Here is a 21,115-nt window from a genome sequence, read left to right as displayed (position 1 = left end):
GCGGCCTCGTCAGCTGCGAGAGAGCCGCTTCCACGTGGCACTGCGCCCCGCACCGTCGACCTCGACAAGACCCTCTGCCCGTAGCTGGGCGAGCGCGAGCCGGATCGTCGGGTCGGAGACCCCGGGCAGAGCAGCACGGACGTCGGAGATCTTGAACGTGCTCGCTGCGTGCTCGAGGACGTGGGTCCGGACCCGGTCCTGCTTGGACCCTCCGCTGCGCGCGGACGACGTCAGAGTCGCCAGCTCCTCGTACGAGCTCGCGAGCGTGCGCGTGAAGTCGCGCAGCCAGGGCCAGGGGTCGTGTGCACCGTCGTGCCAGCCGTGCGTCGAGGCGAGGAGTGCGGCGTAGTACGCGTCCGCCGATCGCGCCACGGACGTCTCGAGGGAGACGTAACGCGTGACCTCGTAGCCGACGTCCTGCAGGAGAGCGTTGGTCAGCGCACGGGCGATGCGTCCGTTGCCGTCGGGGAACGGGTGGATCGTCAGCAGGTCCAGCGCGAACAGGCCGACGAGCAGGGCAGGGTGGTGCCGGTTCGCGGCCGTGGCGGTCCGGTAGCGCTGCACGAGCTCGTCCACGTGGTGGGGGGTCTGCCGTGCCGAGACCGGGGTGAACCGTTTGACTCGCGTACCGTCCGGCAGGCGGTCCACGACGATGTTGTCCGTGTCCTTGAACGCGCCCCCGGACACCGCGGTGTAACCGAACAGCAACCGGTGCAGGTGGAGGACGAGTCCGGTGTTCATGGGCTGCCACTGTTCCTGGTACAGGTAGTCCAGGGCCGCACGGTACCCCGCGAGCTCTTGCTCGCTGCGGGTGTGGAGCGTGGTGGCGCGACCGGAGACGATCTCCGCGGCGCGCGCACGATCGTCAACGACGACGCCTTCGATGGCGGACGACGCCTCGATGCTGGCGACGCGCGCACGGTGCGCCAAGCTCGTCAGGAGCTGGGGAAGCTTGTCGCGGTAGAGGGCTTCGCTGCCGCGCCCGGTGTCGATGGTGCGAAGGTCGTTGACGATCGCGAACGGGACCGCACCGATGAGCCGGTCGAGGTCGGCGAACGACTCCACGGATCCCGCCACCTTCCGCTAAACATGCTAACAAGACGCCGACATGAGCGGATTAGCGGTGTGGTTGGCGTCACGTGACCAGCGGCCGACCCGCCCGGCGGGCCACGGCGTGCGTGCTCAGGCGGGCGCGGCGGGCACCCGTGACGTCACGCCGCACGTACCCACCGTGCGAGCTGCCCAGCCGGCACCACACGGCGCCGGGCCACCGCGGCGGTCGACGCCGCGAGCCCCGCGAGCGCCCACACGAGCAGCGCCGCGATCGCACCGCCCGCGCCGCCCTGGCCGGTCACGACGCCCTGCAGCCCGTCGAGCGCCGCGGAGAGCGGCAGCGCGGCGAACACGTGCTCGACGAGCGCCGGGACGGTCGAGACGACGGCACCGGCGAGCCCGACGACCGCGATCACGACCGACGCGAACCGGCCGACCCCGCCGAGCACCGCGACGAGGCCCTGGTTGACCGCCGCGAACGCGACCCCGGCGAGGACCGCGACCGCGAAGAACGCCGTCCAGCCGGCCGGCGACAGGTCGAGCGCGAACGCCATGATCCCGCCGACGGCGAGGCCCTGGACGGCGCCGACGAGCGCGCCCGGCGCGAACGCGCCGAGCGCGAGCCGGACCGACGAGCGCGTCGAGCCGAGCGAGCGGTGCGGCACGGCGGCGAGCACGACGAACGTCGCGAGCCCCCCGAGCCACAGCGCGAGCGCCGCGAGCCACGGCACGCTCGTGTCGCCGAACAGCGCGCCGTCGTCGGCGGCCCGCGCGGCGACCGGCGTCGCGACGACGTCCGCGAGCGTCGCGGCCTCCTCGTCGGTGTAGGACGGCACCTGCTCGCCCGCCTCGCCGAGACCCGACGCGAGCTCACCCGCACCGGACGACAGCTCGGCCGCGCCCGACGCGACCTGGCCCGCGCCCGAGGCGAGCTCGCCGGCACCCGCGGCGGCGTCGTCCGCGCCGGAGGCGAGCTCGCGCGCGCCGCCCGCGGCGGTCCGGGCGCCGCTCGCGAGGTCGCGTGCGCCGCCCGCCGCCGTGCGGGCGCCCGACGCGAGCTGCGCGGCGCCCTGGGCGGACTGGTCGAGGTAGTCGGCGAGTGTGCCGAGGCCCGACGCGGACGCCGTGACGCCGCCGGCGAGGCCGCGGACGCCGGCGGCGAGCTGGGTAGCCCCAGCAACGAGCGACTGGTCGCCACCAGTGACGCCGTCCCGGAGGCCTACGGACCCGGTCGCGAGACCCTTCGCCGAGAAGGCGAGCGTCGGGAAGCCGCCGGGGCCGCTCTCGTCCGGCGCCCGCTGCGCCGTCGTGTAGCCGACGACCGCCTGGCACGCGGCGTCAGCCGCCGCGGCCTCGTCGGGCGTCGCCCTGCTTCCCGCGCACGCGGAGGCGAGCACACCGATCTGCTGAAGCGCGCCGTCGACCAGGCTCTGGTTCCCGGCCGCGGCGTCGGCGAGCGAGGCAGCACCGGCACCGACACGGCCGACCCCTCCTGCGAGCGCGTCCGCCCCCTGCGTCAGCTGCGCGACCTGCGGTGCCGACCCCGCCGCAGCCTGCGCCGACGCCCGCGTCTCCTGCGCGAGCCGCGAGAGCCCGCTCGACAGCTCCCCCGCGCCCGTGGCGAGCTGCCCGACGCCCCCGGCGAGCTGCCCCGCACCGGTACCGAGCTGCCCGATCCCGCCCGCGAGCGCGTCCGCGCCGTCGCCGAGCTGCCCGACGCCGTCGGCGAGCGCGGTCGTCCCGTCGGCGACCTGCGTCGCGCCCGTGCCGAGCTGCCCGGCACCCGACGCGAGCTGGTCGGCGCCGGACGCGGCCTCGCCGAGCGAGTCGTGCAGCGTCGTGAAGCCGACGAGCACGTTGTCGAGGTAGGTCGTGGTGAGCTGGTCGTTGAGCAGCCCGACGGCTGTCGTGGTGACGGCCTGCGCGACGGCGGCGTCGACGAGCCGCGAGCGCTCGCTCGTCGCGATGTCGATGCGCGCCTGCACGGCGTCGCCGGCCTCGCCGCCGAACGACGTGGCCGCGGCGGAGAAGTCCTCGGGGATCGTGACGACGGTCGCGTAGGTGCCGTCGGCGAGCCCCTGCTCGGCGTCGTCGGTGTCGGTGAGGACCCACGTGAAGTTGCCCGACGAGTCGGAGCCGGAGACGTTCGCGACGCCGGTCGTGTCGGTGCCGTCGTCGACCGCGTTCGCGACGCCCGCGGCGCCCCCGTCTGCAGCGGTGCCGTCGGCAGCGGCGCCGTCGCCCTCCGCATCTGCGGACGCCCCGTCGGACGTGACGAGCGCCGACGCGAGCTGCCGCCCGAGCGGGACCGTCTGCCCGTCGACCTCGACGGCCTTGTCGAGGTTGACGATCGCGGCATGCATGCGGTCCAGCCGCTCGGTGGGCTTCCACAGCGCCCAGGTGAGCAGGCCGCCGACGACGAGGGGCACGAGGACGAGCCCGAGCACGGTGACCCACGTGGCGCGTCCCGACGTCCGGGCGCGCTCGGGGCGCAGCAGCGAGGGAGAAGTGAGTGCCATGCGATCAACGCACCTTCACGAGGTCGGGAGCAGCGGCGACGCGCACGGCGACGCGGCCGCCGGGCGTCTCGGGGAGCAGGCCGTCGAGGTCGGCGGGGTCGAGGCAGCTGGCGACGAGCGTGAGGCGGCGGCCGTCGACGCGCGCCTGGCGCAGCGCCTCCTCGACGCACGCCCGCACGTCGCGGCGCAGCACGGGGTCACCGACGGCGTCGAGGTCGTCGACCACGACGACGACCGCGCGGGACGCGAACGCCTCGCGCAGCTCGCCGACGGGGTCGACGGCCCGGGCCAGCGACGCCACGGCGACCCGGCCCCGGATGGTGGAGGCCCGCTCGGGGGCGACGAGCCCGTCGACCTTGAGCACGCCGGCGTCGGCGTGGGCCCGGCCGGCGAGCGTGAGCAGCAGCGCGGTCCGGCCGCTGCGGTGGGGCCCGTGCACGACGAGCAGGCCGTCCTGCGGGACGCGCAGGTCGACGCCTGAGTAGATCGGGGTGCCGTCGGGGGCGTCGAGGCGCAGGCCCTGCGCGGCCACGGCGTCGGTCGCGCCCGGCTCGGGCCAGTCCGCGAGCGCGATCTCCCGCGTCAGGCCCTCGCCCTCGACGTCGAACGACGGCAGGACGCGGTCGAGCCAGCGCGGCATGTGCCACGCGCGGTCGCCGAGCAGGTGCAGCACCGCGGGCACGAGCGTCATGCGGACGACGAACGCGTCGACGAACACCCCGACGGCGAGGCCGAGCGCGATGGGCTTGATGTTGACGTCACCCTCGGGCACGAACGCCGCGAAGACCGAGAACATGATGACCGCGGCAGCAGTGACGACCACGGCCGACGCGACGAACCCGGTCCGCACGGCCTCGCGCGCGTCGCCGCCGTGCACGTAGTCCTCGCGCATCCGCGAGACGAGGAACACCTCGTAGTCCATCGCGAGCCCGAACAGCACGCCCATGAGCACGATCGGCATGAAGCTGATGACGGGCCCGAGCCGCCCGACCCCGAGCAGGTCCGCCGCGACGCCGTGCTCGAACACGAGCGCGACGACGCCGAACGACGCCCCGACCGAGAGCAGGTACCCGAGGGTCGCCTTGAGCGGGACCCACAGCGACCGGAACACCATCGTGAGCAGCACGAACGAGAGCCCGACGACGAGCAGCCCGAACGGCACCAGCGCCGCGCCGAGCCGCGCGGAGATGTCGATGCCGACGGCCGTGACGCCCGTGACGGCGAGGTCGACGCCGTAGCGCTCCTGGAGGTCGTCGTGCGCGTCGCGGATCTCCTGCACGAGCGCCTTGGTCGCGTCGGAGTCGGGGCCGCCCTCGGGGATCACCTGGATGATGCCGGTGTCGGCGTTCTGGTTGGGGGTCGCGAGGGGGACCGCGGCGACGCCGTCGAGCTGCTCGATCTCGGCCTGGAGGTCCGCCATCAGCCCGAGCGGGTCGGTCGAGCCGACGATCGTCCCGGTCACGATGAGCGGGCCGTTGTACCCGGGCCCGAAGTGCTCGGTGAGCAGGTCGTACGTCTCGCGCGCCGGGGTGCCCTCCGGCTGCGACCCGGCATCGGGCAGCGCGAGCCGCAGGTCGAGCGCCGGCACCGAGAGCGCGCCGAGCCCGAGCACGACGAGCACGACGGTCAGCGCCGGGACACGCGTGACGGCACGCACCCACCCGGCGAAGAAGCGGTTCTCGGCCACGGGGGCGACGACCGCGTCGTGCGCGTGCGCTCCCGCGGCGTGCGTGCCCGCGGCGTGCGCTCCCGCGGCGTGCGTGCCGCTCGGTGCGCCGGCCACCGGGGTGCCGCCGGCGTGCGCTCCCCGCGCCGCGCCGGCGTCGTCCGCCCCGCGAGCCGACTCGCCACCCACGCCTCCACGCTCGCCCTGCGGCGCCTGCACCTGCGCCCGCGTCGCGCGCCGCGCCGCCCGCCGCTGCGCGCGGTACCCCGGCCGCAGCCGCTCCCCCGCGAACCCGAGCAGCGCGGGGGTCAGGGTCAACGCGATGACGACCGCGACCCCGACGGCGCACGCCGCGGCGACGCCCATCGTGGTGAGGAACGGGATGCGCGCGACGGCGAGCCCGACGAGCGCGATCATCACGGTCAGCCCCGCGAAGACGACGGCGGACCCGGCGGTCGCGAGCGCGCGCGCCGCGGACTCCTCGGGGTCCATGCCGGCCTTCAGCTGGCCCTGGTGCCGCGAGATGATGAACAGCGCGTAGTCGATCCCGACGGCGAGCCCGAGCATGAGCGCGAGCAGCGGGGTCGTCGAGGAGATGGGCGCGACGATCGTCGCGAGGTAGATGCCGGCCATCGAGAGCGCGACGCCGAGCAGCGCGGTGAGCAGCGGCAGCCCCGCGGCGAGGAACGACCCGAAGGTGATCACGAGCACGACGAGCGCGACGACGACGCCGAGCGCCTCGGTGACCGACGCGACCGGCACCTCGTTGGCGAACAGCTCGCCGCCGAGCGCGGCCTCGGACCCGGCGGGCAGCGCCTCGGCCAGGTCGACCTCGACGTCCTCGAGCGCGGTCAGCGCGCTCTCGCCGACGGACTCGCTCGACCCGTCCATCTGCACGACGAGCACGAGCGCGCGGCGATCGTCGGACACCGAGCCGGTCACGTCCGTGCCGTAGGGGTCGGTGACGGCGGCGACCCCGTCGACGTCGCCGAGCACCTCGACCGCGTCACCGACGGCCTGCGCGACGGCGGGGTCGTCGACGTCCGAGCCCTCCGGCGCGACGACGACGTAGCGCGCCGAGGTGCCGCTCACCTGCGGGAACGTGCGGCTGAGCTGGTCGAGCGCCTCGCCGGCCTCGGTCCCCGGGATCGAGAAGGTGTTGTCGGTGCCCTGGTTGAACAGCGCGGCGCCGGCGCCGGCGAGCAGGACGACCACGAGCCACAGGGCGGCGACCCGGCGGCGGGCGCGGTAGACGTCGCGCCCGAGCCGGTACAGGTACGAGGACACAGGGCCTCCGGGGAAGGCAGCCAGTCGGCTGGGTCAGCGTGATGAGCGACGTGGTGCGGAGCAGCGCGATACGCCGATGTATCCAATACGGAAACGTATCCGATACAGTGATGCATCGGCAACCGGGATCACCCGCCGTCCCGTCCGACCCACCCCGTCCGGTTCGCTAGGGTCCAGCCCAGAAGGAGGTGCCGTGGCCACCAGCACGCCGGAGCGACCCGTCGTCGCCGCCTCCGGGACCCCGCGCCGCGGCCGGACCCGCGAACGCCTGCTCGACGCGGCCTACGAGGTCTTCGCCGAGCAGGGCGTGCACGCCGCGAGCGTCGAGCAGGTCTGCGAGCGCGCCGGCTTCACGCGCGGCGCGTTCTACTCCAACTTCACGTCGAAGGAGGAGCTGTTCTTCGCGCTCATGGAGCGTGAGCACGGCCTCCGGCTCACGGCGCTCGACGAGCGGGTCGACACGCTCCTCCCGACGCTCGACCTCTCGGGCGAGCTCGACGAGCACGTCATCGGCGACCTCGTCCTGGAGTTCCTCGTCGGCCCGTTCGACAACCGCACGTGGACCCTGGTCTCGAGCGAGTTCCTGCTGCTCGCGATGCGCGACCCCGCCGTCGCCGCCGACTACCTCGCCTACCAGGAGCGCTTCGAGGCCGCGCTCGTCCCGATCGTGCAGCGCGCGATCGACAGCGCCGGGCGCGAGTTCGTGCTGGACCCCCGCGCCGCCGTCCGGCTGCTGTGCGCGGTCCAGGTCGACGCCGAGCAGAGCGCGGTCCTCGGCGGCACGACAGCCGACGAGCGCGACGTCCCCCGCCTCGCCCTCGCCCGGGCGCTGCTCGTCGTGACCCGCCCGAAGACCGCCTGACGCATGGACTACTCCCTCGCGGACCTCGGCTGGCAGCTCGTCGGCCTCGCGCTCGGGCTCGCGGTGCTCGCGCTGCACCGGCGGTACGTCCGCCGGCGGCTCGACGCCGGGGAGTGGAGGCGCTTCGACGGGCACGTGCGCGGCGACGACCCCTACCCGCAGCGGTTCCGCCGCGTTCACGTCGTCGTGAGCGACGGCGTCCCCCACCTGACCGGCCGCGGCGGGTTCGCGCAGTCCCCGGGCCGCCTGCACGTCGAGGGCGACCGCCCCTCGAAGCTCCGCGACCGCGTGGGCGACGCGCACGTGCTGCTGACGCGCGACCCGGACGGCCGGCGGGTCGAGATCGCGCTGCGCCAGCCCGACTCCGTGCTGCTGCGCGAGGCGCTCGCCCGCGTCCCGGTCGACCGCTCCCCCACCCCGGGGCTCGTCGACCTCGGCGCCCGCCGCCGGCGCACCGCCGACCCGACGGTGCCCCTGCGCCCGCCCGGCGTCGGGGAGCGGCTCGTGTGGGCGGTCGCCGGGATGCTGCCGCTCGGCGTCGCGTGGCTGTGGGTCGACGGCGAGACGCCGGGGAGCACCACGCGCACGCAGGTCGCGCTCGCCGTCGCGGCCGTGAGCCTCGTCGTCGCGCTCGTGGTCGGCGCCCGCCGCCGGGCCCGCTCGCACCGCCCGCTCGCGGAGGTCGGTGCGCCGCCGTCGGCGTTCCGCTGACGGCGGCGTCCCGGAGCCGAGCGCAACCGCGCGGTCCGGTAGCTCCGTGTGGAGAGATCGGCGGGGTGTCGCCGATTCCGTCCCGACCTGCCGCCTATCCCCGGGGACCCAGATCCTGCAGCCCCGTGACCCGCAGCAGGTCGAGCCGCTCGGCGTCCTCCGAGCCCGGCGCCACGGTGTAGACGACGATCCGCACGTCGATCCCGGGCGCCGTCAGCACGTCGCAGTCGACCGCGATCGGGCCCACCGGCGTGCTCACGGTCTTGCGGCTCGACCGGTGCTCCGCGACGTGCGCGGTCGCCCAGCGCGCGGCGAAGTCCGGCGACTCCCGCTGCAGCCGCGCGACGAGCGACGCGAGCCCCCGGTCGTCCGGGTACCGCCCGACCGCGGCCCGCAGGTCGCCGACGAGGTCCGCGCGGAACGCCTCGGCGTCCTCCGGCGAGTGCAGCACCCCCGGGATCCCGGTGGCGAAGGTCCGCCACGCCACGTTGCGGTCCAGGGGCGCCAGCGCCGACGGGTCGCCGTGCAGGGCCGCCCACAGGGGGTTCCAGCGCACGAGCGTCCAGTCGGCGGTGCACACGCTGAGCGGGAGGTCGCCGAGCCGGTCGACCATCCGCTGGACGCCGGGAGTGAGGTGCCGCGGGACCGTCCGGCGCGACGGGACGGCGACGCCCGCGACGCGGAAGAGGTGGTCGCGCTCGCCGTCGTGCAGCCGCAGTGCCCGTGCGAGCGCACCGAGCAGCTGCGGCGAGGGGTTGCGTGCGCGGCCCTGCTCGAGGCGGACGACGTAGTCGACGCTCACCCCGGCGAGCATCGCGAGCTCCTCGCGCCGCAGCCCGGGCGTGCGCCGGGTGACCGCCGCGGGCAGCCCGACCTCGACCGGCTGGACCCGGTCGCGCCACGCCCGCAGCACGCGCGCGAGCTCGTCGGACGAGTCACCGGACCGCCGCGCCTCGCCGCCCGGCTCGACACCGCCCCCACGTGGCTCGCCGTGCCGCCGCTCCGCACCGCGCATCGGCGACACCGTCGCACCCGACCGCACCTCGGGACCCGTCACCGAGCCATCGTCCCCCGCGGGCGCCACGGCCGGGTGGTACCGGCAGTCCTACCGTCGGACCGTGCCTGGAACGGGCCCGCTCTACGCCGCAGGGTGGCGGCATGACCACCACACTGATCACCGGGGCCAACAAGGGCCTCGGCCTCGAGACCGCCCGCCGCCTCCTCGAGGCCGGCCACACCGTCTACGCCGGGATGCGCGACCTGGGCAGCGGCGACGCCGCGAAGGGCCTCGGCGCGATCCCGGTCGAGCTCGACGTGACCGACGACGCGTCCGTCGCCGCCGCCCTCGCCGCGCTCCCCGGGCTCGACGTCCTCGTCAACAACGCGGGGATCGCCGGGACCTCGTCGGGCGTCGACGACCTCGACGTCGCGGCGATGGAGAGCGTGCTGCAGACGAACCTCGTCGGCGTCGTCCGCGTCACCCAGGCCGCGCTGCCCCTGCTGCGCCGTTCCGCGAACCCCGTCGTCGTCAACGTCGCGTCCGGCCTCGGCGTCCCGCGGTTCCTCCAGGACCCGGCGCGCATCGAGTCCCACGTGCTTGCCGTCCCCTACACCGCCGCGAAGGCGGGCGTCATCACCCTGACCGTGCAGTACGCGAAGAACCTGCCCGGGATGCGGGTGAACGCGTGCGACCCCGGCTACACCGCGACCGACCTCAACGGCCACAACGGCCACCAGACGGTCACCGAGGGCACCGACGCCGCCGTCCGGCTCGCGCTGCTGGGCCCCGACGGCCCGACGGGCGAGCTGCACGACCGGGACGGACGCATCGCGTTCTGACGCCCGAGGCGGGCGGGTCGTCGATGCGGTGCCGCGCGCACCGACGGCCTGCGGGCCGGCGCTCGACCCGGCCCCCACCGCGCTCGTCCTCAACGACCACCGCGTCGGCCCGGGACCCGCGCCCGCCGTCAGTAGGGCGCGTACTCCCGGAGGCGGTCCGGGCGCGAGCGCCAGCGCGGCACCGGCAGGCACCCGCTCAGCGCGTCCGCCTGCGCCGTGCGGTGCTCCGTCCCGTCGGCGAACCACAGGGTCACCTCGGAGCGCGAGGGACCGAACACCTCGCGCACGCGGCCCTGGACCGCGGCCCCGACGACCTCCTCGACGAGGTCCAGGTCGGCGTCGCTCCGCTCCAGCTCCCACCGGCACCCGCCCGCGCCGAACCCGAGGATCAGGGCGTCGCCCCAGGCCAGCAGATAGACGGGGCAGGCACCCTCCGGCGGGGTCAGGACGAAGCCGACGCCGTCGTCGTCCCGCTCGAACACCTCCGGTCCGAGGTCCGTGAGCAGCCGCTCGCACAGCGCGGACAGACGCGCGACCGCACGGGGCGACTCCTCCGGGAGCGGCGGGGACACCATCGGGGCAGTCTGCCGCGTCGTCCTGGAAGGTGCGTGGACGGATGACCCGCCACCTCCGGGGCATCCCGGCGAAGATGCGAGCGCAAGCCCCGCGGCCACGGAAGGAGAAGACCTCGGATGACGTCGGCAGGTTCGCTCGGACTCGAGGGATGGCTCTGGGCGGGCGCCACCGCCGTCGTGGTGGTGCTGCTCGTCCTGGGCGTCACGCGGAAGAGCCGGAAGTAGCTGCGGGCTCGCGCAGCCGCCATCCGGCGCTCGGCACCGCGCCCGCGACTCAGGCGTGCTGCGCGTGCGGCACAGTGGCCCCGTGGAGGAGCACCAGGGCACCGCCGACGGCCCGGCCCTCGCGGAGCTCCTGCGCCTGGTCCGCCGGGACGGCGAGATCGACCCGCGCGACGAGCACGACCGCTGGGCCGTCTACCAGGCGGCGCTGGCCCGCGCGGACGTCGCCGGGCCGCTCCTGGCCGCGACGGTCGCCGAGCCGGAGCCCGCGCTCGCCGTCGGCGTCGCGTTCGCGATGCTCGAGCGGCTCCCCGCCGTCGAGGCCGAGCCGTGGGTCCGGGCGGTGCCCGAGCCCGAGCGGGAGAAGGTCCGCGCCAGGGCCGGCGACCTCGCCGTCCTACGCGGACGGACACCCGTCGACGCGGGGGCGGCGGAGCCCGAGGTCGCGGCGTGGTCGGACTGGCTGCAGCGCCGGCTCGCCGCCGAGTCGCACAGCGCGGCGGTCCTCGTGCTCCTCGAGGCCCACGGCCGGACGCGCCGAGTCCGCGGCCTCGCCCGCGAACGCCTCGTCCGGAGCAGACGCGCGGGCTGACCGGCGCCCGCCGGCCGACGCGACGTCGTCTCGCGCGGCGGGCGAGCCCGGCTGCCTGACCCCGGACGCGCCTCGCCCGGCGCGCGGGCGGCCGCCTGCCCCGGACACGCCGACGCCCCCGGCACCAACGGTGCCAGGGGCGTCGGGGAGACGCGAGGGGCTCAGCGCGAGCGGCGGTTCCCGGCCATCGACATCGCGACCGCGCCGCTCGTCGCGCCGCCGGTCGAGGTCGAGTACACCGAGGTACTGCCGCCGCCGCGACGCGCGCCGCCGCCGGCACGGGCCGGACGCGCCGGCTGACCGCCGCGCGACGAGCCGCCACCCTGGCTGCGGCCGCCGGCCGACGCCGGGGCGCCGCCCTGACCGGCCGCCGAGGCACCGGCGCCACGGCCGCGACCGCCGGCCGCGCCGCCGCCGCCACCGGCTCCGCGACGACGACCGCTGCCGCCACCGGCGGGACGGCTGTCACCGCGACGCGGCTGGCCCTGCGGCGGGGTGATCCCGAGCGACGCCGCCGTCGGCGTGACGAGTGCGGCGACCTCGCCGACGAGCTCGGCGACCGCACGCGAACCCGGGCGGGTCTGCTGCGGCTGGACGTTGATCTTGGCCTGGCGGGTCAGCGTGCGGACGTCGCCGGCCTGCTCGGGGAGCATGACGGTGACGACGACGCCCTCGGACCCGGCGCGGGCGGTGCGGCCCGAGCGGTGCAGGTACGCCTTGTGCTCGGCCGGCGGGTCGACGTGCACGACGAGCTCGACGTCGTCGACGTGGATGCCGCGCGCCGCGATGTCGGTCGCGACGAGCACGCGCACCGAGCCGTTGGAGAACGCCTCGAGGTTGCGCTCGCGGGCCGGCTGGCTGAGGTTGCCGTGCAGGTCGACCGCCGGGATGCCCGCGCTCGTGAGCTGCTTGGCGAGCTTCTTGGCCTGGTGCTTGGTGCGCATGAACAGCACGCGGCGACCGGTGCCCGAGGCGAGCTCCTGCACGACGAGGCGCTTGGCCTCGGCGTCCGGGACCGCGAGCACGTGGTGCGTCATCTTCGCGACCGGGGACTCCGCGGAGTCGACCGAGTGCGTGAGCGGGTTGCTCAGGTAGCGCTTGACGAGCTGGTCGACGCCGTTGTCCAGCGTCGCGGAGAAGAGCATCCGCTGACCGCGCTTGGGCGTCTGGTCCATGATCCGCTTGACGCCCGGGAGGAACCCGAGGTCGGCCATGTGGTCGGCCTCGTCGAGCACGGTGATCTCGACGCCGTCGAGCGTGAGGCAGCGCTGCTTGAGCAGGTCCTCGAGGCGGCCGGGGCACGCGACGAGGATGTCGATGCCGCCGTTGAGCGCGCTGACCTGACGGCCCTGCGAGACGCCGCCGAAGATCGTCGTGATGCTGAGGCGCTCGGCGCGGGCCAGCGGCTCGAGCGTCGCGGTGATCTGCGTCGCGAGCTCCCGCGTCGGGGCCAGGATCAGGCCCCGGGGTCGGGCGGCGCGGCGTGCGCCGGTCGACGCCGCGAGGCGCGCGACCATCGGCAGGGCGAACGCGAGGGTCTTGCCCGAGCCGGTGCGGCCGCGGCCCAGGACGTCGCGGCCCTGGAGGGTGTCCGGGAGCGTCGCGGTCTGGATCGGGAACGGGGCGGTGATGCCCTGCGCGGTGAGGGTCTGGACGAGGGACTCGGGCACGCCGAGAGCAGAGAAGGTCATGAGGGGGCGCCTTTCCGGCGGTGGAGGAGGTCGGGGCTCGCGGCGGCTCTGCGGGGTTTCGACTGCTCGAGACCCGCCGGTGCTCCACGACGTCGGACGCGCTGGTTGCGCGCATCGCACCACCCAGTGTGCCTCATGCGGGCCGTTTACGTGCGTGTCTGTCGCGTCACGTGCGCCACACGGGTCTTCCGGGGGCCGTCTGGCACGCCCACGAGACCCTCCCGGCGCCCCCGCGACCGGGTGAAAACCGGACGAGCGTCCAGGTCCGGGCAGGTCCGCGGCGTCCGAATCGTCAGGACCTGTGCGCGCCGGCCGATGGGGAGGCGTGCACCGCGGCGCCACGCGGCCGAGCCCACCACCCCCAGGAGACCCGTGACCACCCCGAACGCCGTCCTGGTCCTCAGCCAGTGGGCCACGGGCGACTACTTCGGCGAGGTGCTCGCCGGCGTCACGCGCGAGCTCGGCCGGAGCGGGCGGCGGGTCGTCGTCGCGCAGACCCTCGACGCCGGGCTGATGAACGACGACGCCGTCGAGCCCCCGCCGTTCACGGGCCGGTACGCGTGGGACCACGTCGACTCCGTCGTCTCCGTCTCCGCCGCCGTCCCGCGCGCGTACCTCGAGGCGGTGCGCGCCGCGGGCAAGGCCGTGACGCTCACGAGCAACCGCATCCCCGGGTTCGACGCGCCCGTCGCGATGCCCGACAACGCGCAGGGCACGCGCGACGCGGTGCGCCACCTCGCCGAGCACGGGCACACGCGCATCGGGTTCGTCGGCTGCCTCGCCCAGCCCGACATGGTCGAGCGCCACGTCGCGTACGTCGCCGCGCTCGAGGAGCTCGGCCTCGTCGCCGACCCCGCGCACTTCTACCCCGTCGCGAACAACGTCGAGCACGGCGGGGCGCAGGCCGCCGCCGCGTTCCTCGCCTCGGACGACCGGCCGACCGGCGTGATGTTCGCGACCGACCGCAACGCGCTCGGCTTCGTCCCGGCCGTCGCCGCGGCCGGCGTGGCCGTCCCGCACGACCTCGCCGTCGTCGGGTTCGACAACGTCGAGGCCGGCGCGTTCACGAGCCCGACGCTCACGACCGTCAACCAGCGCTTCGACAGCATCGGCGCGCTCGCCGGGCGCCTGCTGCTCGACGAGCTCCGCGGCAGCAGCCCCGATCCCGCCGGCCACGCACCGCCCTCGCAGGTCGTCGCCCGGGCGTCGTGCGGGTGCGCGGCGTCCGACGAGCGGCCCGCGTCGGCGCGGGTCAGCCCCGCCGAGGCGCTCGAGGCCCTCGAGTCACGGCTCAACGCGGTGCTCGTCGCCGGGTCGCCGCTCGTCGACGCACGCCACGCGGTGCAGGCGACGCTCGACGCGCTCGCGGCGGCGGTCGACCGCGTCGTCGCGACCGGGGAGCGCCCCGACCACGACCGCGTCACCGCGGTGCTCGGCCCGCTGTCCGCGCACGTGCACCGGCCCGAGGTGCTCCAGCGGGTCGACGACGCGCTCACCCGCTACGTGCAGGACCGGCTCGCGGCGCTCGAGGGGCCCGGCACGGTCCGCGGCCTGGTCGAGGGCATCGGCAGCCGCGCGTCCGCGGTGCTCTGGCGCATCCAGGCCGGCCTCTACGTGGGCCGCGCCGACGAGCTGCGCAACGCGAACCAGGAGCAGTACGAGATCGGGATGGGCCTGCTCGGGCACGGGACGGACGATCCGGGCCGGCTGCGCTGGCTCGCGCGCTCGCACGTCCGCGTCGGGGTGCTCGCGCGCTGGCGCGACGGGCGGCTCGTCGTCGAGGGCGTCCACGACCCCGACGGCCTCGTGCGCTCGGCGCGGGTCGGCGACGCGGTGCGCCCCGAGCAGTTCCCGCCCGTCGAGCTCGTCGAGGCCGCGGACGCGAGCCGCGGCGAGGTCACCTACCTCATGCCGGTCCGGGCCAACGGCACCGACTGGGGCACGCTCGCCGTCGTCGGCCCGATCGACACGTCCGCGGGGCGCGACACCTACAACCACTGGGCGGCGCTGCTGTGCGCGGCGTTCGAGCAGGAGCAGCTCACCGAGACGCTGCGCACCTCCGAGGAGCGGTACGCGATGCTCGCGCGGGCCATGAACGAGGGCCTGTGGGAGTGGGACCCGCACGACGGCGCGATGTCGTTCTCGGACCGCTGCGCCGACCTGCTCGGGCTCGACCGCGCGCAGGGGCACCCCGACTCCGCGGAGATGCAGCGGCTGTGGTTCCAGGGCGTGCACCCCGAGGACGCCGAGCGCTTCCGCACCGAGCTGCTCCTCGTCGTCGACGGGACGCTCCCGCACGCCGAGATCGAGTACCGCTTCCGCGGCCCGAGCCACACCGAGCACCGCTGGATGCTCGCGCGGGCGATGCCGGTCACGCGCGGCGACGGGGACGCGCGGGCCCGCACGATCCTCGGCTCGCTCACCGACATCGACGACCGCAAGCGCCTCGAGGAGGAGCTGCGCCGCAACGCGCTGTACGACGCCGCGACGGGCCTGCCGAACCGGCGCATGTTCCTCGAGCGGCTCACGGCGAGCGTGGACCGGTGGGTCCGGAACGAGGTGCCGTTCGCGGTCGTCTTCCTCGACCTCGACCGGTTCAAGGTCGTCAACGACTCGCTCGGCCACCAGGTCGGCGACCGGCTGCTGCGCGCGGTCAGCGACCGGATCCGCTCGGTGCTGCGCCCGCAGGACACCGCGGCCCGGTTCGGCGGCGACGAGTTCGCGGTGCTGCTCGACGCCATCGACCCCGAGCAGGTCCCCCGCGTCGCGCGCCGGATCCAGAACAGCCTCGCGCGGCCGGTCGAGATCGACGGGCACGCGCTGTGGGTCACCGCGAGCCTCGGCATCGCGTCGTCAGCGGTGAGCTACGAGCGGGCCGAGGACGTGCTGCGCGACGCGGACACCGCGATGTACCACGCCAAGTCGCACGAGCCGGGGACGCTCTCCTACTTCGACGCCGCGATGCACGACGAGGCCGTCCACCACGTCCGGCTCCAGGCCGAGGTCCAGGCGGCCCTCGACGAGCAGCAGTTCGCGGTGCACTACCAGCCGATCGTCGACCTCGCGGCGGGCCACGTGCACCGCTTCGAGGCGCTCGTGCGGTGGGCGCACCCGACCCGCGGGCTGCTCGGGCCGGGCGAGTTCCTGCCGCTCATGGAGGAGACCGGGCTCGTCGTCCGGCTCGGGCGCTGGATCCTCGAGGACGTGTGCCGCCAGGTCGCGCAGTGGCGCGAGCAGTACGACGGGCCCGTCAACGTCAGCGTGAACATCTCCGACCGCGAGTTCTGGCACGCGGGCCTCGTCGAGCACGTCCTGGCGTGCCTGCGCCGCCACCGGCTCGACGCGACGTGCCTGACGCTCGAGGTCACCGAGGGCGTGATCATGCGGCGCCCCGAGCTCGCCCACCAGCTCATGGCGCAGATGCACGAGGCCGGCCTGCGGCTGCACATCGACGACTTCGGCGCCGGGCACTCGTCGCTGCAGACGGTGCACCGGTACCCGGTCGACGCGCTCAAGATCGACCGGTCCTTCGTGAGCGAGATCCTCGAGGGCACCCAGAGCCGCGAGCTCGTCAAGGCGATCATCGCGATGGGCAGCGCGCTCGGGCTCGAGGTCATCGCGGAGGGCATCGAGACCCTCGGTCAGCTCGCGGCGCTGCGCGAGGTGGGCTGCGCGAGCGGTCAGGGGTTCCTGTTCGACCGGGCCGTGCCTGGCGACCGCGCGGGCGACCTGCTGGGCCGCTCGCTCGTGGCGGAGGCCGAGGACGCCGCCCCGCGGCGCACGAGCACGACGCCCGCGAGGACCGACCCGAGGCCGTCCGCCACGAGGTCGCCGATCGTGTCGGCCTCGCTCACGTAGATCGACTCGTCGAGGTACGTGTGGCCGAGCCACTCGCTGATCTCCCACTGCACCCCGAGCGCGAGCCCGAGGCCGACGGTCAGCAGGACGACGCCGGCCCGCTGCCCGCGCGTCGTGGCGTCGCGGGGGTGCAGCGCCGCGCCGAGGCGGACGACCGCGAGGTAGGCGACGGCCGCGACGAGCCCGGTGACGACGAGGTGCACGACGAGGTCCCACCAGGCGATCGCCTCGTACACGTCGAGGATCCCGCTCCACGCGGCGACGAGCAGCCCCGCGCCGTACGCGACGTCGAGCGCGCCGGGGACGCGCAGCACGCGCGGGACGACGAGCCCGCCGAGCACGAGCAGCATGAGGGCGACCGCGACCGCGTCGAACGTGAGCGCCACGAGCACGCTGAGCACGCCGGCGACGCGGACGGCGTCGGCGGGGACCCAGCGGGGCTGCGGCGCGAGGGCCGGCGGCGGGGTGGGCTGCACCCGGGTCACTGTAGGTCCGGCCGTGCGCCTCGGCACCTGCGGCGTGCGGGGATCCGGCGGGGCGTGCTCACGCCGCCCGTGCGGGGGTCCGGCGGGGTGTGCTCACGCCGCCGTCCCGGGCAGCCGGGGGCGGCTCACGAGCCGGTGCAGCGCCCACCACGCGAGCGGGGCGTAGCCGAGCAGCGCGGGGTACGGGCCCCGCATCGTGAGCCACGTGCGCGAGCCCGCGCCGTCCGGGCCGCGGTCGACGCCGTGCTCGAGGACGACCGCGAGCGGCCCGGACCGCACGCGCCACGTCCACCGTCGCCGGTCGTGGTCGACGGCGACGACCGCGAACCGCGCGGTGACCCCGAACGGCCCCCGGACGCGGCCCCGCCCGCCCGCGGTCAGCGTGGCGGCGTCGGAGTCGACCCGGCGCAGGTGAGGCGCCCACCGCGGCCACAGCGCGAGCTCGTCGTAGCGGCGCCACGCGGTCGCCGCGTCGACCCCGCCGTGGGCGCGCAGCGTCAGGGAACCGTCGAGCAGGCGGGCGGTGCGGGCGAGGAGGCCGGGGCGCATGCCTGATCGTCGCCCGACGCGGCGTGCGGCGCGCGGCGGAGCTGCCGCTGCCGGCCGCTCGGGGCGACGGACGTCAGATGCGCAGGCGCTCGCGGCGCTGGGCGCCCTGGGTGCGCATCACGTAGGCGAACAGCGCGTCGGCCTCGCGGTCCGTCGTCCCCTCGAAGCGGCAGCCGTAGTGCATGCCGGTGCGGGACTCCTGGCCGCGCACGACGACGGCGGCGAGCAGGAACGGCGCGTCGAGCTCGGGGAACTCGAAGCGGATGACGCTGCCGACGGGCACGGTGTCGCGCGCGAGGACGCGCATGCCGTGCGCGCTGATGTCGAGGACGGTGAAGTCGAGGTCGTGCTCGCCGCCGGGGTGCGGCACCTGGCCGTCGTCGAGCGCCTCGAGGAACACCTCGGCGGGGCGCGTCACGACGCCGCGGCACGGCACGGAGGTGCGCACGCGGGCGACCTCGCGCTTCTGCAGGGTCGCCACGAGATCGACGTCGGCGATCTCGACCTGGTCGCCCGCGACGCGCGAGACGAAGCCGGCGTACAGGCACTCGCCGCGGACCTCGTCGAGGACCTGGACGGTGACGTCCCCGCCGGTGGCGAGCCCGCGCACGAGGTCCTCCGAGCCGATGGTCAGCGTGTCGCCCTCGAACGCGCGCACGAAGCCGACGACGGTCACGTCGTCGTCCGCCGCGCGGACCGTGCAGGGGGAGAGCTCGTGCATCGGGTGTCCGTCCATGGACGCGGCCCGGGGGCCGCAGTGAGGCTGTTCCTCGGTCCGACGCTACCGGCGCGGCAGGGTGTCGGATGCCGCCGCGCGGGTGAATGCCGCCGGGGGCGCGGGGTGAACTCGGACGTCCGTCCAGAGAACGGCGCGTCCCATGAGGAGAATCTCACAATTGTCCCTTCCACTCCCCTACTGTGTGGCACGAGCCCCGCCTCCCCGGGCTCGCGCGTCCCCCGCCGCCCCGTCCCGCCCCCGCGAGGTCACCCTGCCTCCCGCCCGTCGCCGCTGGTCCCTGACCCGGTACTTCGCCGTCGTGAGCGTGCTCGCCATGCTCACGCTCGGGGCGACCCTCGTGGTGACCATCTCCGGCGTCCTGCAGCGCCAGGCCCTGCGCGACGGCGTCGACGCCGCCCAGACCGTCGCCGTCTACGCCGGGCGCGCGGTCGACGCCGAGTCCTTCACGCTCGCGCTGCTCGACCCGGCGCAGCGCGCGCGCCTCGAGGACGAGCTCGCGGGCTACGAGGGTCGGCTCGTCTCGCTGCGCCTGTGGACGTTCGACGGCAACCTGCTCTACGACTCCGAGAGCGCCTCGACCGGGTTCGCGGACGGCGACCGGCTCGACGCCGCGACCCGCCGGGCCACGCCCGACGCGCGCGTGGTCACCGACGTCCGGGGCGGCACCCTCGGCGGCACGCAGCGCGAGGTGCTGTCGGTCTACACGCCGATGTCCGTCGACGGCCAGATCGTCGGGGCCGCCGAGGTCGTGCTCGACCACACGGCGACGACCGCGGCCCTGCGCGACGGCAGCCGCACCGTCACCGTCGTCGTCGCCGCGGGGCTCGTGATCCTGTGGCTGCTGCTGTTCCGCACCGTGCTGACCGCGTCCCGCCGGCTGCAGACCTCCGCGCTCGACAACGCGCGCCTCGCGCTGCTCGACTCGCTCACCGGCCTGCCCAACCGCCGGCTCCTCGCCGACCGGCTCGCCCGGTCCATCGAGCGCGCGCACGAGGAGGGCACGCGCGTGGGCCTCGTGCTGCTCGACGTCGACCGGTTCAAGGACATCAACGACTCGCTGGGCCACGACCGCGGCGACGAGCTGCTCGAGCAGGTCGCGGCCCGGCTGCGCGACGTGCTGCGCGACGAGGACCTCGTGGCGCGCCTGGGCGGCGACGAGTTCGCGGTCCTGCTGCCCGAGGTGCACAGCGTCGAGGACGCGGAGCGCCTGGCGCAGCGCGTGCGCGGGGTGTTCGCGGCGCCGTTCGTGCTCGGCGAGCTGCCGCTGCACGTCGAGACGTCGATCGGCGTCGCGTGCCTGCCGGACCACGCGGACGACGCGACGTCGCTCATGCGGATGGCCGACGTCGCGATGTACACCGCCAAGGCGCACCGCCTGGGCGTCGCCGTGTACTCCCCCGACGAGGACGACTCCTCCCCCGCGCGGCTCGTGCTGCTCGGGGACCTGCACCGCGCGCTCGGGGCCCGCAGCACAGGGCGTGGGGGCGTGCGCGGGGCGCCGGCGTCCGGGGGTGGGGGCACCGGCGGCGACGTGGTCGACGGGCCCGCCGAGCTCGAGCTGCACTACCAGCCGAAGGTCGACCTGCGGACCGGCCGCACCGCCGGCTACGAGGCGCTGATCCGCTGGCGCCACCCCACGCGCGGGCTGCTCCCGCCGGACCTCTTCGTGCCGCTCGCCGAGCAGTCGGGCCTCATCCACGAGCTCACCCGCTTCGCGCTCACGACCGTCGTCGCCCAGCTCGCGCAGTGGCAGGGCCAGGGCCGCACGACGCCGGTCGCCGTCAACCTCTCGGCGCACGACGTCACGTCCCCTACGGTCGTCCTGCTCATCGAGGACCTGCTGCTCGAGCACGACGTCCCCGCCGCGCTGCTCGAGGTCGAGATCACCGAGACCGCGCTGGTCACGGAGCCGTCGCGCATCGTCCCGGTGCTCGAGCGCCTGTCCGCGCTCGGCGTGCAGGTCGCGATCGACGACTTCGGGATCGGCAACACCTCGATCTCCCAGCTCCTCGACCTGCCCGTCGACCAGCTCAAGATCGACCGCCGCTTCGTGACCGGGCTGACCGCGACGAGCCTCGCGTCGAGCGGGCGCGGGTCGGGCGTCGTCGTCAAGGCCATGGTCGACCTCGCGCACTCGTTCGGCCTGACCGTCGTGGCCGAGGGCGTCGAGGACGCCGCGACCGCCGACATGCTGCGGAGCCTCGACGTCGACCAGGCGCAGGGCTACCACTACGCGCAGGCGCTGCCCGCCGACGAGCTCCCCGACCCCGCGTCGACATCGGTGTCGAGCGCCGTCACGGAGGTCCCCCGCCCCGCGCGACCGGTGGCGTCCGTGTAGCCCGAGAGCTCCTCGAACCGGCGCACACCGGCCCAGGACGGGCCGCACCGGCCCAGACCCCCCGATCCACGCACGAAGTCGTGCAGAAACGCTCAAGTCGCCCGGGCGCCCTGCCGATGACGCACCCGA

Annotated in this window: 14 protein-coding genes and 1 pseudogene; 6 read left to right on the top strand and 9 right to left on the bottom strand. The window is 75.4% G+C overall.

The features are described from left to right. Positions 1-9 precede the first annotated feature (9 nt). The 3 genes from CCE01nite_RS09430 to CCE01nite_RS09420 all read right to left on the bottom strand — a co-directional run bounded on the left by CCE01nite_RS09430 (position 10) and on the right by CCE01nite_RS09420 (position 6,525). The gene (locus tag CCE01nite_RS09430) at positions 10-1,065 is read right to left on the bottom strand and encodes a Fic family protein (RefSeq protein ID WP_052104522.1); all 1,056 of its coding nucleotides are present in this window, start codon (positions 1,063-1,065) and stop codon (positions 10-12) included. Positions 1,066-1,211: 146 nt separating this feature from the next. Next, positions 1,212-3,572, bottom strand: coding sequence for a YhgE/Pip domain-containing protein (locus CCE01nite_RS09425; protein WP_141372244.1), 2,361 nt, complete (start codon positions 3,570-3,572; stop codon positions 1,212-1,214). A gap of 4 nt (positions 3,573-3,576) precedes the next feature. Continuing rightward, positions 3,577-6,525, bottom strand: a complete 2,949-nt coding sequence (locus CCE01nite_RS09420; RefSeq protein WP_174774686.1) for an MMPL family transporter — start codon at positions 6,523-6,525, stop codon at positions 3,577-3,579. A 193-nt stretch (positions 6,526-6,718) separates the two neighbouring features. Between CCE01nite_RS09420 and CCE01nite_RS09410 the strand changes: the two genes are divergently transcribed. After that, the gene (locus tag CCE01nite_RS09410) at positions 6,719-7,387 is read left to right on the top strand and encodes a TetR/AcrR family transcriptional regulator (RefSeq protein ID WP_170223961.1); all 669 of its coding nucleotides are present in this window, start codon (positions 6,719-6,721) and stop codon (positions 7,385-7,387) included. Between the two features lie 3 nt (positions 7,388-7,390). Next, positions 7,391-8,098, top strand: coding sequence for a hypothetical protein (locus CCE01nite_RS09405; protein WP_141372242.1), 708 nt, complete (start codon positions 7,391-7,393; stop codon positions 8,096-8,098). A 94-nt stretch (positions 8,099-8,192) separates the two neighbouring features. Here the strand turns inward: CCE01nite_RS09405 and CCE01nite_RS09400 are convergent, their stop codons facing one another. Further along, positions 8,193-9,155 carry a helix-turn-helix domain-containing protein gene (locus CCE01nite_RS09400; RefSeq protein ID WP_246056391.1) on the bottom strand — a complete coding sequence of 321 codons (963 nt, stop codon included), beginning with the start codon at positions 9,153-9,155 and terminating at the stop codon, positions 8,193-8,195. Positions 9,156-9,256: 101 nt separating this feature from the next. On the opposite strand from CCE01nite_RS09400, the gene CCE01nite_RS09395 reads away from it, so the two are divergent. After that, on the top strand, positions 9,257-9,937 hold the full coding sequence (locus CCE01nite_RS09395) for an SDR family NAD(P)-dependent oxidoreductase (RefSeq protein WP_141372241.1): 681 nt from the start codon (positions 9,257-9,259) through the stop codon (positions 9,935-9,937). 128 nt (positions 9,938-10,065) lie between these two features. Here the strand turns inward: CCE01nite_RS09395 and CCE01nite_RS09390 are convergent, their stop codons facing one another. Next, the gene (locus CCE01nite_RS09390) at positions 10,066-10,512 is read right to left on the bottom strand and encodes a hypothetical protein (protein WP_141372240.1); all 447 of its coding nucleotides are present in this window, start codon (positions 10,510-10,512) and stop codon (positions 10,066-10,068) included. A 307-nt stretch (positions 10,513-10,819) separates the two neighbouring features. On the opposite strand from CCE01nite_RS09390, the gene CCE01nite_RS09385 reads away from it, so the two are divergent. Beyond that, entirely contained in the window at positions 10,820-11,326 is a 507-nt protein-coding gene (locus tag CCE01nite_RS09385) for a hypothetical protein (RefSeq protein ID WP_141372239.1), read from the top strand. Between the two features lie 161 nt (positions 11,327-11,487). On the opposite strand, the gene CCE01nite_RS09380 is transcribed toward CCE01nite_RS09385, so the two are convergent. After that, a complete protein-coding gene (locus CCE01nite_RS09380) occupies positions 11,488-13,017 on the bottom strand; it encodes a DEAD/DEAH box helicase (protein ID WP_141372238.1) in 1,530 nt (509 codons plus the stop codon). 135 nt (positions 13,018-13,152) lie between these two features. On the opposite strand from CCE01nite_RS09380, the pseudogene CCE01nite_RS09375 reads away from it, so the two are divergent. Beyond that, positions 13,153-16,659 (top strand): annotated as a pseudogene (locus tag CCE01nite_RS09375) (EAL domain-containing protein); the annotation flags it as partial. A 38-nt stretch (positions 16,660-16,697) separates the two neighbouring features. Here the strand turns inward: CCE01nite_RS09375 and CCE01nite_RS22635 are convergent. From CCE01nite_RS22635 to CCE01nite_RS09365, 3 genes are all read right to left on the bottom strand, one after another. Beyond that, entirely contained in the window at positions 16,698-17,351 is a 654-nt protein-coding gene (locus tag CCE01nite_RS22635) for a DUF2238 domain-containing protein (RefSeq protein ID WP_487042763.1), read from the bottom strand. 102 nt (positions 17,352-17,453) lie between these two features. Then, complete coding sequence (locus tag CCE01nite_RS09370; RefSeq protein WP_141372237.1) at positions 17,454-17,909, bottom strand: SRPBCC family protein; 456 nt, start codon at positions 17,907-17,909, stop codon at positions 17,454-17,456. A 73-nt stretch (positions 17,910-17,982) separates the two neighbouring features. Then, positions 17,983-18,630: a PilZ domain-containing protein gene (locus CCE01nite_RS09365; protein WP_034634836.1), complete on the bottom strand. Its 648-nt coding sequence runs from the start codon at positions 18,628-18,630 to the stop codon at positions 17,983-17,985. Between the two features lie 316 nt (positions 18,631-18,946). Here CCE01nite_RS09365 and CCE01nite_RS09360 point away from each other — a divergent pair, with 316 nt between their 5' ends. After that, complete coding sequence (locus CCE01nite_RS09360; RefSeq protein WP_246056389.1) at positions 18,947-20,986, top strand: putative bifunctional diguanylate cyclase/phosphodiesterase; 2,040 nt, start codon at positions 18,947-18,949, stop codon at positions 20,984-20,986. Positions 20,987-21,115: the final 129 nt, after the last annotated feature.

Source organism: Cellulomonas cellasea (genome assembly GCF_006538745.1).
GTDB classification, from domain to species: Bacteria; Actinomycetota; Actinomycetes; order Actinomycetales; family Cellulomonadaceae; genus Cellulomonas_A; species Cellulomonas_A cellasea.
The sequence above is the reverse complement of the archived record's forward strand: the minus strand, read 5'-3'. Positions and strand labels throughout refer to the sequence as shown.